The sequence below is a fragment of the Marinilabilia salmonicolor genome (assembly GCF_003003035.1).
Lineage (GTDB): Bacteria > Bacteroidota > Bacteroidia > Bacteroidales > Marinilabiliaceae > Marinilabilia > Marinilabilia salmonicolor_A.
Window position 1 is genome coordinate 84,840 of record NZ_PVTS01000013.1, and the last position, 13,148, is coordinate 97,987.

Consider the following 13,148-nt stretch of genomic DNA (forward strand, 5'->3'; position numbering starts at 1 on the left):
AATACATGGCAACAGCTGTATTATTTCAGCCACTCCATTTCCCCGGTTTCCATTTCGCCTATTATTTCATGATCTTCAAGCCATTTTAAAACATCCCAGGTGTGTTTTTTATCAAACCCGAGGGTGTCCACCAGCTTTTCTGCCTCCATGGGATGTTCTTTCAGAATGTTTTCCACGGATTTTTCAATGTCATTAAAGGTGGTGTCTGTCAGTCCGGTTTTCTTGCGGGAGAGGCAGACATCACAAATTCCGCAGTTTTCTGATTTGCTTTGTCCGAAATAGTTGAGCAGAAGACGGCTTCTGCAGATATGGTCCGACGATCCGTATTCAATGACGGCTCCTACCTGATCCATGTATTGTTGTTTCCTTTTCTCATAGACCTCAGGAGGCAGACGCAGATGCTGCAATTCTTCGCGTGATTGGAGGTAGGTGATTAAAGGTGTCTTTCGTCTTGGGATATAGTGTATGATGCCTGCCTTGGATAGCTTTTGGAGCGCTTTGTAAATGATCTGCGCATCAGTCCCTGTTTTTTTTGCCAGGTCTGCTTCGTAAATGGAGGCATATTCGGTGAACAGGCCGGTGTAGGTTCGTAACAGGATTTTTATAAACGGATCCATGTCTGCATGGGCTACCTGGTATTTGTAGAGATCGTTCCCTTCCACCAGAAACATTACTTTTGAGGGAATGTCCAACTCCTCGGTAAATGTGAGGTATCCGGCACGCTGGAGTATCTTCAGCGAATTGAAAACCTGAAGGATGTTGAGTTTGAAAGCACTGCAGAATTTTCCCATGTCAAAATCATACATCATCTGAAAACCTGCGCCAACAGGCAGCTGGAAGAAATTTCCCAGCGCTTCGTAAATTCTTTTTATTGCTTCAGGCTCCGGGAAAGTGGTTTTAACCTGCTTGTTTAACTTTGCTTTGTCGTTGTTGCTCCACAGCAAAACGGCAAAAGATTTTTTTCCGTCTCGTCCACCCCGGCCGGCTTCCTGGAAGTAGGCCTCCAGAGAGTCCGGCGCATCCATGTGTACGACCATCCGAACATCGGGTTTATCAATACCCATTCCAAAGGCATTGGTGGCAACCATCACACGGGTTTGGTTCTTTTTCCATTTGTCCTGACGGTCGTTTTTACTGATGTGAGTAAGACCTGCGTGAAAATAATCGGCACTTATGTTGTTCTGAATGAGTAATTGGGCATATTCACGAGTTTTTTTTCGGCTCCTGACATATACAATTGCTGATCCTTTTACGGCTTTTAAAATTTTTACCAGTTCTGTCTCTTTACTTTCGGTGGGGCGAACAACGTAAGCCAGATTGGACCGGGCAAAATCTTTTTTGAAAATATTTCTCGATCGGAACATCAGCCTTTCAACGATATCCTCCACCACCTGGGGGGTGGCGGTTGCGGTAAGAGCCAATACAGGCGTGTCCGGAATTATCTCCCTGATGGCGGCAATCTTCAGGTAGGAGGGTCTGAAATCGTATCCCCATTGTGAGATGCAGTGTGCCTCATCCACTGCAATAAGGTTGATGTTTAGAAAAGGCAGTTTTTGCAGGAAAAGTTCGGTGGACAGTCTTTCGGGTGAGACATATAAAAATTTGGTGCCACCAAAGGTCGCATTGTCAAAAGTGATTTTAATTTCGCGGTATGAAAGCCCTGAATGAATGGCTTCTGCCTTGATCCCAATTCGTTTGAGGTTTTCCACCTGATCCTTCATTAGGGCAATAAGGGGGGTAACCACCAGGCAGAGTCCCTCCCCGGCCAGTGCCGGAACCTGAAAAGTGATGGATTTTCCACCGCCTGTTGGCATCAGGGCTAATGTATCATTTCCTGCGCCAACAGATCGCACAATGTCCTCCTGTAGAGGCCTGAAGTTATCGAAGCCCCAGTATTTTTTTAACAGCTCATGATATTTGTCGGCCATACGGACAAAATTAATCAAATAATCTATCCAACAGGAACTGCAAAACAAAAGAGAATTTCTTACCTTTGCCAAAATTTTTTTTAACCTAAAAAGCATCAGCTCATGTCATTTCTCAACGACAAAATCGCATCAGACGGATTGACTTTTGATGACGTACTTCTGGTACCGGCCTATTCGGAAGTATTGCCTCGGGAGGTGGATCTGTCAACTCGTTTTTCACGGAATATTATTTTGAAAACACCTATTGTTTCGGCAGCGATGGATACCGTTACCGAATCGCACCTGGCCATTGCCATTGCCAGAGAGGGAGGTATTGGTGTAATTCATAAAAATATGACCATTCAAGAGCAGGCTAAGCAGGTGGAAATCGTGAAAAGAGCCGAGAACGGAATGATTTACGATCCGGTTACCATAAAAAGGGATAAAACAGTGGCAGATGCACTGGGCCTGATGAGTGAATATAAAATCGGAGGTATTCCTGTAGTGGATGATGAAGGTTATCTGGTGGGGATTGTTACCAACAGGGATTTGCGTTTTGAAAAGGACTTTGACCGCTCTGTGGAAGAGGTGATGACTTCTGAAAATGTCATTACCACCAATCAGACTACCGATCTTGAAAAGGCTGTGGATATTCTTCAGCGCCACAAGATTGAGAAGTTGCCTGTTGTGGATAACAACAACAAACTGATTGGTTTGGTTACATATAAAGATATTACCAAGGCCAAAGATAAACCGTTTGCCTGCAAAGATTCCAAAGGGCGGTTGAGAGTAGCTGCCGGTGTGGGTGTTACGGCCGATACGTTTGAGCGCATTCAGGCACTTGTTGATGCCAATGTTGATGCCATTGTTATTGATACTGCACATGGCCATTCAAAAGGTGTTTTGAATACTTTGCGCGAAACAAAAAAGAGATATCCCGACCTGGAGGTTGTTGTGGGAAACATTGCCACAGCTGAAGCAGCCAGGGATTTGGTTGATGCAGGAGCAGACGGAGTGAAAGTGGGTATTGGTCCCGGTTCTATTTGTACCACTCGTGTTATTGCAGGTGTGGGGGTTCCTCAGCTCTCCGCCATTTATGAGGTGCATAAAGCCCTTAAAGGAACAGGTGTGCCGCTCATTGCTGATGGTGGTTTGCGCTACAGTGGAGACATTGTAAAAGCCCTGGCCGCCGGAGCTCATTCGGTAATGGCAGGTTCCTTGTTTGCCGGGGTGGAAGAGTCCCCTGGGGAAACCATTATTTACAATGGTCGGAAATTTAAAACTTACCGGGGAATGGGATCCATTGAAGCGATGCAAAAAGGCTCCAAAGATCGTTATTTTCAGGATGTGGAAGATGATATTAAGAAATTGGTTCCCGAAGGAATTTCTGCCAGAGTACCGTATAAAGGTACTTTGTATGAAGTTATTTATCAGTTGATTGGTGGTCTCAGGGCCGGAATGGGTTACTGTGGTGCCGGTGATATTGAAGGATTGCATGGTGCACGGTTTACACGCATTACCAATGCCGGTGTGATGGAGAGTCATCCCCATGATGTGACCATTACCCGTGAGGCTCCAAACTATTCGCGATAGTCTGAAGTCTTTCATAGGAAAGTATTATACAAACCCGGAATAAACCTTCGCGTTATTCCGGGTTCTTTTTTGTATTTTTGAGGTTTGTTTATATTGTTGTTTGTCAACCACCAAACATTCCATTATTTTTGTGTGATTAATAAACTGCGGAAAAACATTACACCCCTTCATCTTTTATCGGTTAGGGGTAGGATCAAATGTCCTGAAGTTTTTAAAGCACCGATTACAAAATAATATTCGGATGAAGTTTAGAGTACTTACAATATTGATTTTATTTACCGGTTTTTCATTTTTGTTGCTAACCTGCCGGGATTCTTCGCCCGAAAATGTTGGAAACCCGGTTGTTCGTGTTGGGGATGAGGTGTTGACAGATAGTGATTTGAGGGAGGTGCTCCCTACTGATGTAAGCAAAGAAGACAGTGCTGCGCTTGCAGATGAGTATGTCAACAGATGGGTGCGAAGTAAACTGTTTCTCCGACAGGCCGAATCGAATCTGACAGAAGAAGAGAAAGATGTAAGTCAGATGCTGGATGAATACAGGACTTCGTTGCTGGTAAATAAGTATCAGCAGAAAATGCTTGAACAGAAGTATTCTCCATTGCTGAAGCATGAAGAGATTGAAAAATATTACAATGAGATGCAGGACAACTTTAAACTGCAGGAGAATATTGTCAAAGGACTAATGTTGAAAGTTCCGTTGGATGCTCCGGGACAGAACGATGTTCGCCGGTGGTGCAGGACTGCCGACCCGGAGAGTTTGGTTGAGCTGGAAAATTACAGCTTACAAAATGCACGTATGTATAAGATGTTTTTGGATACCTGGGTGCCTTTTCAACGAATAAATGCCAATTTGCCCGAGCCCGTTAGAAATGAGGAACGGTTTTTGAGATACAATCGTTATTATGAAACCACCGATGAGCAATTTCGGTATTTCTTTTTAGTGACAGATTATGAATTTATCGGAAGTATTGCCCCTATTAGTTTTGTGGAGGAGAGAATTAAAGCCATACTTTTGAATAAAAAACGTGGAGCATTCATTAAGAGTCTCGAAAAAGAGCTCTATAATGAAGCACTTCAAAAGAAAACTATAAATTTTTATTAATATTCTTTTGGCCCCAATTGCCCGGGCTGAATGTTCTTTCTTTTAAAATGAAAAAACTTTTTCAAATGCAGATAAATATTCATCGCGTCAGACTTCCTTTTTTGCTTATTCTGATTTTCTCATCATTATTGGCTCAAGGGCAAAAAAATGTGATAGATCAGGTTGTTGCCGTTGTGGGTGATGAGCCTGTACTCAGGTCAGATATCGAGTTTCAGCATCAGCAGGCTCTAATGGAAGGGGTTGACTTTCCCGGTGATATGAAATGTCACATTCTGGAGCAAATGATGGTTCAGAAGCTTCTGTTGGAGCAGGCTAAGATTGACAGTGTGGAGGTGAGTGAGAATCAGGTCCTGATGACGGTGGATCGTCAAATCAATGAGTTTATCAATCGTGCGGGATCGCGTGAAAAACTTGAGGAGTGGTTGAATAAGTCTATTCTTCGCATTAAGGAAGAGCAGCGTGAGCTGGTTCGCAATCAAATGCTTACACAGCAGATGAGGTCTCAGATTACCAAAGAAATTAATGTAACTCCAATGGAGATTCGTCGGTTTTTCCGGGAATCATCCGAAGACAGTCTTCCACGCATGCCCGCTCAGTTTGAGTACCAAAAAATTGCTATTACACCGAAAATAAGTCAGGAGGAGATTGACAGGGTAAAGGGGCGTTTGCGTGATTTTCAGCGCCAGGTGCGTGAAGGGCGTGATTTTGCCACACTGGCTGTTTTGTACTCTGAAGATCCCAATAGTGCTGCTCGCGGAGGTGAACTGGGCCTTACTCCGAGAGCCAATTTGGTTCCTGAGTTCTCGCAGGTGGCTTTCAATTTAAGAGACAAAAATAAAGTTTCCAAGATTGTGGAGACTGAGTTTGGTTTCCATATCATGCAATTGGTGGAGCGACAGGGAGACCGTATTAATGTGCGTCACATTTTGCTCAAGCCCAAGCCGTCGGCAGATGCTATTGAGGAGGCCAAAGAGGTGGCCGATTCTCTGGTTACTTTGATTCGGGCAGACAGCATATCCTTCGAGGATGCAGCTTTGCGATTCTCCATGGATAAAGATACACGGGCCAGCGGAGGGACTGTCATTAATCCTCAGAGTCAGTCCACCAAATTTGAACTTCAGCAAATCCCTCCCACGATAGCGCGGGTTATTGAAAATATGGATGAAGGTGCTGTATCCAATCCTTTTCTTATGAAAGATCAGCGATTGGGAACCGATCAATATACCATTGTTCGGCTACAGAAAAAGACCCCTCCGCATCGTGCCAATATGGTAGATGATTATCAGACTATTAAGCGAATGCTGGAGAACAAAAAACAGGAGGAAACGTTTAACGATTGGATTAAGAGAAAACAGGAGGAAACTTATATCTCAATTTCCGGTGATTGGAGAAATTGTGATTTTGAATTTGAGGGCTGGATTAAATAGAGTCCGTCTGCAAAGTCGGGAAAAATGGTAATTTGAGTTGTGTCGGTTCAGAAAGTTGCGTTTGCAAGGCTTGGCATTCCCGAAAATGCGGAGTTTACCTGAGTAAATGAGTACTTTTCGGGAATGGGGTAACGAAGCAAAGGTGACTTTATGGACAGATACAAAATAGGCTGGCAATTATGAGGCAGGTAACATTGATTTGGGGTGGTGTGGTTTTTATGATGCTTTTGCTGATGAGCGGATGCGTCAGGGAAGCGTATAACATCTCCTGGAAAGGTGTTGTGGTAGATGAAACGACAGGAAAACCTGTGAAACATGCGCGTATTCTTGCCTCATCTTCCTATCAGGCTAATATTGACGAAACGGAAGCTCTGAAAAACTATACGCTGAGTGATGAGTATGGTCGGTTTCGGATGTCATTTCGTCGCGGATTTGGAATTACAGTGCGGACCAGCGCTTCCGGATTTCTGAGTGGCCTCGATTACAAAGTTGTTAAAAAACCCGATATCAGTGACACTATTTTTTTGTCACCTTATCCGTTCAATGCCAGTCTGGTCGTTAGGAAAATGGATGAGGGGGCTTTTTCGGCTTCCATTCCATTTATTCGAGATAAGCATATTGTTGCAGGAAGCGGATCGGATGCAGGCAGTTTAATGAAGTGGGGCTTCGATTTTTTGGAAGGCACCAATACATTGAATCTCGACAGCGCTGATATATGGATTGAAGTAAATCCGAAAAACGGGAAGATGGTTTTGAATGCCTCGCCTAAAGGAGGTGTTTTCCCTGTTTTGCAGACAGAAAACAGTGACTTTATAACCAGTGTTACCAAGGCTCCCGAATCGGGATATCTGAAGAGTTACGTGTTGACAGGGGAAGAAGCCGGTTTTTTTGTGCTTTGCCGAAACGGGGTAAATGTGGCTAAGATGATTCCCGAAGATAAAATATGTATTCTCTCCTATGAGCAGCCGGATGGAAGTAAGGTTAAGGAGACAGGAATTCGTTTCGATTATTTGTTCCAGCCTGATTTGCAAAACCGTTTTTATTTTCCGGTTTCGGCATCTGCTGAAATGAGTGGACTTCCGGAGGATAGAAGTCCCGTTGATCTTGAATTTCAGGAATCAGGTTTGGACTAATGGGAGTCGGCGGTTAGGCTTTAGGGGAATTAGACGAAATGTGCAGTTTTTTTCTGGAATATAGGCATAAGTTTCTGTATGTGATAGCGAAGCGGTTCTGTTTTTTCTTGAGTTTTTTAAGTGGTTTTTTATCAGTTGGTTACGAAGTTTTAAACGAATGAATTTTACCAAAATATTTTTTATATTCATTTTTGTCTTTATCAGCATTCAGGAAGTCTTTCCCCAGGAGAGTCAGCGGGGAAACGGGACTATTTTAATTGAGTATGCAGATGTTTTGGAGGGGGCTGAAAAACGGTTGGGTAAAAATGTTCAGGCTCTTAAAGGAAATGTGAAAATGCGGCACCACAATACACGAATGTTCTGTGACAGTGCCATTATTTTTCGAGATTCCAATAAAGTTGAAGCTTTCGGGTCTATTCATATCATTCAGAATGATACCATTGATCTTTATGGAGATAAACTTTATTACGATGGTGATGAGGAGGTAGCGAAAGTTCGCGATAACGTTCGTTTGGTAAACCGAAATGTGGTTCTGACTACCAATCATCTGGATTACGACCGGCGTGACGATGTGGCCTATTATTTTAACGGAGGCCGCATTGTTGATGAAAGCAATGAGTTGGTCAGCAGACTCGGATTTTATTATCCACGCATTGGGGAAGTAAATTTTAAAGATAGTGTTGTGCTGACCAATCCGGATTATCTGATGTACAGTGACACCCTGAAATATTTTACCAGGACGGAGGTAGTGGAGATTCTGGGGCCTACCGATATTGTCAGTGATCAGAATACCATTTATTCCGAGTTGGGTTTTTATGATACTAAAAAGGATGAGGCCCGTCTTTTGAAGAATAATTACATAGATGGGGGGGAGCAAACTTTACGGGGTGATACCATCTATTATGACCGAAAAAACGGGCTTGGGGAGGTTTTTTCCTCTATGGAGCTGGAGGATACTGCCAACAATGTTATAATAACCGGGAATTACGGTTTCTACAATGAGCTAAGTGAGCGTGCCATGGCCACCCGGCGTGCTGTACTTAAGCAGGTTTATGGTGCAGACACCCTTTTTCTTCATGCCGACACCCTTCGCGCCGATCCGGTGGAGGATGATCCTGAGAATAAAATTGTCCGGGCATTTCATCATGTGCAATTTTACAGGACTGATTTACAGGGACGCTGTGATTCCATGGTGTACGATTTTCGGGACAGTACCAATACCTTTTACCACGATCCGGTTATTTGGGCTCAGGGGAATCAAATGACTGCCGGAACCATTAAGCTGTTCACCAAAGAACGTGCCCTCTATAAAGCAGAGATGATTGACAACGCCTTTTTGATAGCTCCCGAGGATACCATGCATTACAATCAGATCAAAGGTAAGTTGATGACGGGCTATTTTAGAGAAAATCAGTTGTATAAGATTGATGTCGATGGAAACGGTCAGACGGTCTATTATCCTAAAGACCGGGAGTATGTGATAGGGGTCAACCGGGCTGAGAGCAGCAATCTTACTATTTTTCTGGAAGATCGGAAGGTGAATACCATTGTTTTGCGAACTCAGCCGTCAGGAAATATGAATCCTCCTTTGGTTTTAGCTCCCGAGGATACCAAACTTGATGGTTTTGTCTGGCTCGAAGAGTATCGGCCCAAAAGCTATGAATCCATCTTTAACTTCCGGAAAATGGAGGTGGATGTTAAGCGTGCTGATTACAGCGGATATCAATTTGACCAGTAATGCCGGTAAAAAAATGGCCTGTCATTGTTGTTGTAACAATTCAGGCCACCTGATATTGCAAGGGGTTCTATTGGAACCCCTTGTTTGTTTTTTACACCTTCAGTTGCGGTATTTAGTATTCATCTTCATTAAAGAAGAAGTCATCTTTGCTCGGATAATCCGGCCAGATATCTTCAATACTTTCATACACTTCACCTTCATCTTCAATTTCCTGAAGGTTTTCAATTACTTCAAGCGGCGCACCCGACCGGATGGCAAAGTCAATCAACTCATCTTTAGTGGCAGGCCACGGAGCATCCTCAAGTTTAGAAGCTAATTCAAGAGTCCAATACATATCGTTAACAGTTTAACTCTTAATAATATTTTGTTTTTTACTATTGCTGATTTTCTGCGAAATTAGAAAAAAAAAACAATCTTACAACTTTGGACTCCATGGAATTTCATTATTCTCGTAAAAATTGGATAAATATCTGGATAACACGAAGAAATAATCCGATAATCTGTTGAGATACCTTATGACCCATGTGGCTACCTCTGTCTTTTCCGCCATTTCATTGACTCTTCTTTCGGCTCTTCGACAGACGGTTCGTGCAATGTGTGCGTATGTTGCCGCCGGATGGCCTCCGGGAAGAATAAAATTTTTCAGCGGGGGAAGTGTCTCCTCCATTTTATCCATTTCTGTTTCCAGTAAGGTGATTTCAGCTTCGTCGGAGTTCAATCTGGATCTTAAATCCGATACGGCATCATCGGTGGCGAGGTAGGCGCCAATCATAAACAACTGATCCTGAATGTGTAGTATGACGTTGTTGATGGATTCTTCATTGGGCCAGGAGCGAATCATCCCGATGTTTGCATTGAGTTCATCCACCGTGCCGTATGCTTCCAGTCGGTAATGGTGTTTGTCCACTCGTGTTCCCCCAATCAAACTTGTCTTTCCTTTGTCTCCTGTTTTGGTATATACCTGACTTTTTGCCATTCGTTAATTGTTTTTGGTTTTGTAGGGTAACAAAGATAGGTCGATAAGGATTATTTCAATGGAGATTTTAACCTTATTTAGAAGTGTTTGTCCATAAAGTGCCATTTACTGCGTTACGCTTGCCCGAAAATTACTCATTTACTCAAGTAAACTGCGAATTTTCGGGCTTCGCAAGCCCCCGAAGAAAAATCGGGGCAGGCTTTGTAACTGGCACTTTCTTGACAAACACATGACCAGAAATAAATTTTGCTTAGTTTATGGACAGGCACTATTTAGCCTGCTTTATTCATGAATTATCGTTATGAGATGTTCAAATATCAAGAAATACAATCACCCGCAGATAAAATGGATGCAGGAAATAATGGATTATTTTCAAATCCATTTTATTGAGGACGGTTGGATTTTGCAGATATTTGGACATCGGAATAGATTATTTGTGAATAATGCAGGTTAGTTTCGATCCTAAAAGTTTCATCTACGAATAGTGTTTCTCAAAATCCTCTTCTGCCTTCTGCCTTTTATTTTCTTCAATGCAGAGACGCTTTGTTATTTAGAATGAATATAAATTGCATTCTTTTTCAAAGTCGGCTATTCACTGGAGGCAAGAATTATCAATACATCTAAGTGTTGAAGTTACAATAAATATATTTTAAGGAATTAAAATACTTTTTTCTTCTTTGCAGTTAACGGATTCCTTTTTAATTTAGCGAAGCAAAATCAAAGTGTTTTTTCAACACTAAACAGGATGGTTCTTTGATGAAACGAGCATGGCAACGATTGCCTCAAAAGAGAATGTAAACAATCGACCATGCGATTTCCATCAGACCAATAACTTAGATAAATTATTTACTGATGAAATTACTAATATTTTTTTAATTCTAAAATGGTTCGGTAAAACATGATGAAAAAGGTGCTAAATAATACGATATCCGTTGACTGCGTAATATTCGGTTTTGATTTTGAGAAACTCAATGTTTTATTGGTGGACCGTGTTTTGGTGGATGAAAAAACAGGGAAAGAGTTGTTTTCTGATCTTACATTGACGGGTAATCACATTTTTGAAGATGAAAGTCTTGAGGATGCTGCTGCCCGGATCCTTTTTGATCTTACCGGCCTCGAGAATATCTACCTGAAACAGTTTGGTGCATTTGGAGATACCGAACGATTACTAAAGCCTAATGATCAGGCATGGCTCAGAGCCAGTGGAAGAGATCCGCACAGTCGAATTTTGTCGGTGGGGTACTATTCACTCCTTGCCACCGAAAAGGTGACCCTGAAGTGGAAAGGCCGAAACGTAAAATGGTATCCGGTGGCTGAAGTGACCGATCTGGCTTTTGATCATTACACCATTTTGCAATCTGCCTTGCAAGCCCTGCGCAGAGAATTGCTTTATGAGCCTATCGGGTTTGAACTGTTGCCCGAAAAGTTTACCCTTTCACAATTACAAAAATTGTATGAGGTGGTGCTGGGAGTTGAGTTGGATAAGCGGAATTTCCGAAAAAAAATAGCACGCATGAAGTACCTCATACCTTTGGATGAAAAACAAAAAGGGGTGGCCCATAAACCTGCACGCTTGTACATGTTCAGTCGGGAAGTTTATGAAAAGACCCGGAAAGAAGTTTTTGATTTTAATATTTAACAGGAACCCATGTCCAATATCATTCAGAAATTAAGTTTTAAAGAGAAAGTTGGTTATGCCCTGGGAGATGCTGCAGCCAATATAGCTTGGAGAGGGGTGGCCACTTTTCTGATTGTTTTTTATACCGATGTTTTCGGGCTTAATCCCGCGGCTGTTGGTTTGTTGATGTTGATTGCCCGTTCCAGCGACGGCATCAGTGATGTGTTGATGGGAATTGTGGGTGACCGCACCAACTCGAAATACGGAAAGTTCCGGCCCTGGATTCTCTGGACAGCAGTTCCCCTGGGAGTCATTCTTTCTATGTTGTTTACCACCCCTGATCTAAGTGATACCGGCAAAATCGTTTATGCCTATTCTACCTATATCTTATTTACCCTCATTTATACCGCCAATAATGTTCCTTACGGGGCGCTGATGGCGGTGATGACCGGCGATGACAAGGAACGCACCAGTATCGGGTCTTATCGCATGGTGGGAGCTTTTGCCGGAGGGATGCTGGTTCAGGGAGCACTGCTGCTGTTGGTTGCACACTTTGGAAATATCAACCCGTCCATCGAAGTAGCGCAAATCGAGAATCAGAAGTATGAAGTGGTTGTTTCCACCCCTGAGAATGTGGAAAACGTAAACATCAAAACTGAAGACGGAGTGGCGCTTTTTAGCTGGGCGGATGCAACACTGGCGGATAGTTCAAATATTCCTACCAAAGGAAAAAGTTTCTCAATGGAGGCCAACAAAGATTACGCGTTTATTGTGGAAGGAGAACCGGAATTGGAAGCCGCCAAAATTCGCATTGTTGATCAGAAACAGGGATACAGCAAGTCTATTTTTCTGATGTCCATTGTGCTGGTGATTTCATTGTTCATCACTTTTGCAGCTACCAAAGAGCGAGTGCTTCCCCCAAAAACTCAGGAGACTAATCTGTTGAAGGATCTGAAGGATCTGGTAAAAAATAAGCCCTGGCTGATTCTTTTGATAATTGGCTTGTTGTTTAATGTTTACAATTCCATAAAACAAGGAATCACAGTCATTTATTTCACCCATTATCTGCACGATCAGTTGCTGGCAGGGTCTTATATGGTGATGCTGATGATTGCTTCCATTCTTGGAGCCATGGCAACTTCGCCACTTGGACGCCGACTGGGTAAAAGAAAACTGTTTATCTATGCCCTGCTGTTTTCGGGTGGTGTGAATGCCCTGATTGCTTTCTGTGATCCGGAAGATACCACCGCCATATTTGCCATCGGTATCATATCTGAATTTGGTGCAGCCATATTTCCCACCTTGTTTTTTGCCATGCTGGGTGATGCTGCCGACTATTCTGAATTTAAGAATGGCCGCAGAGCCACCGGACTGGTTTATTCGGCCGGATCTTTTGCCACCAAATTTGGAGGTGGTCTGGCAGGTGCCATCATTGGCGCAGTCCTGGCTTTCTTCCATTACGACGGACAAAATGCTGTGGCGATTCAGGGGGCAGTGCCGGGTATCATAATGCTGATGAGTTGGATTCCAGCCGTGATTGCAGTTATTGCTGCTGTATTGATGCGATTCTATCCGCTTGATCAGGATGCTTTGGATGAAATAACGACAGAACTGAATGCACGAAGAGCTGCCGAACATGCTTAACAAAAACACA

Annotated in this window: 10 protein-coding genes; 7 read left to right on the plus strand and 3 right to left on the minus strand. The window is 43.0% G+C overall.

From position 1 onward, the window contains the following. Positions 1-20 precede the first annotated feature (20 nt). Positions 21-1,928: a RecQ family ATP-dependent DNA helicase gene (locus BY457_RS13460; RefSeq protein ID WP_106153892.1), complete on the minus strand. Its 1,908-nt coding sequence runs from the start codon at positions 1,926-1,928 to the stop codon at positions 21-23. A gap of 102 nt (positions 1,929-2,030) precedes the next feature. On the opposite strand from BY457_RS13460, the gene guaB reads away from it, so the two are divergent. From guaB to BY457_RS13485, 5 genes are all read left to right on the plus strand, one after another. Beyond that, a complete protein-coding gene (gene guaB, locus BY457_RS13465; RefSeq protein ID WP_106153845.1) occupies positions 2,031-3,500 on the plus strand; it encodes an IMP dehydrogenase in 1,470 nt (489 codons plus the stop codon). A 241-nt stretch (positions 3,501-3,741) separates the two neighbouring features. Further along, complete coding sequence (locus BY457_RS13470) at positions 3,742-4,602, plus strand: hypothetical protein (RefSeq protein ID WP_106153846.1); 861 nt, start codon at positions 3,742-3,744, stop codon at positions 4,600-4,602. A 65-nt stretch (positions 4,603-4,667) separates the two neighbouring features. Further along, positions 4,668-6,029 carry a peptidylprolyl isomerase gene (locus BY457_RS13475; RefSeq protein ID WP_106153847.1) on the plus strand — a complete coding sequence of 454 codons (1,362 nt, stop codon included), beginning with the start codon at positions 4,668-4,670 and terminating at the stop codon, positions 6,027-6,029. A gap of 179 nt (positions 6,030-6,208) precedes the next feature. Continuing rightward, positions 6,209-7,162: a hypothetical protein gene (locus BY457_RS13480; protein ID WP_106153848.1), complete on the plus strand. Its 954-nt coding sequence runs from the start codon at positions 6,209-6,211 to the stop codon at positions 7,160-7,162. 157 nt (positions 7,163-7,319) lie between these two features. Beyond that, complete coding sequence (locus BY457_RS13485) at positions 7,320-8,900, plus strand: OstA-like protein (RefSeq protein WP_106153849.1); 1,581 nt, start codon at positions 7,320-7,322, stop codon at positions 8,898-8,900. A 112-nt stretch (positions 8,901-9,012) separates the two neighbouring features. On the opposite strand, the gene BY457_RS13490 is transcribed toward BY457_RS13485, so the two are convergent. Together BY457_RS13490 and BY457_RS13495 are read right to left on the minus strand one after the other, a co-directional pair. Then, positions 9,013-9,234 carry a DUF2795 domain-containing protein gene (locus BY457_RS13490; RefSeq protein ID WP_010425069.1) on the minus strand — a complete coding sequence of 74 codons (222 nt, stop codon included), beginning with the start codon at positions 9,232-9,234 and terminating at the stop codon, positions 9,013-9,015. 81 nt (positions 9,235-9,315) lie between these two features. After that, positions 9,316-9,876, minus strand: a complete 561-nt coding sequence (locus tag BY457_RS13495) for a cob(I)yrinic acid a,c-diamide adenosyltransferase (protein ID WP_106153850.1) — start codon at positions 9,874-9,876, stop codon at positions 9,316-9,318. 898 nt (positions 9,877-10,774) lie between these two features. Between BY457_RS13495 and BY457_RS13505 the strand changes: the two genes are divergently transcribed. Together BY457_RS13505 and BY457_RS13510 are read left to right on the plus strand one after the other, a co-directional pair. Then, positions 10,775-11,515, plus strand: a complete 741-nt coding sequence (locus tag BY457_RS13505; RefSeq protein ID WP_106153851.1) for an NUDIX hydrolase — start codon at positions 10,775-10,777, stop codon at positions 11,513-11,515. 9 nt (positions 11,516-11,524) lie between these two features. Further along, positions 11,525-13,138, plus strand: a complete 1,614-nt coding sequence (locus BY457_RS13510; RefSeq protein ID WP_106153852.1) for an MFS transporter — start codon at positions 11,525-11,527, stop codon at positions 13,136-13,138. The last annotated feature ends 10 nt before the right edge of the window (positions 13,139-13,148 follow it).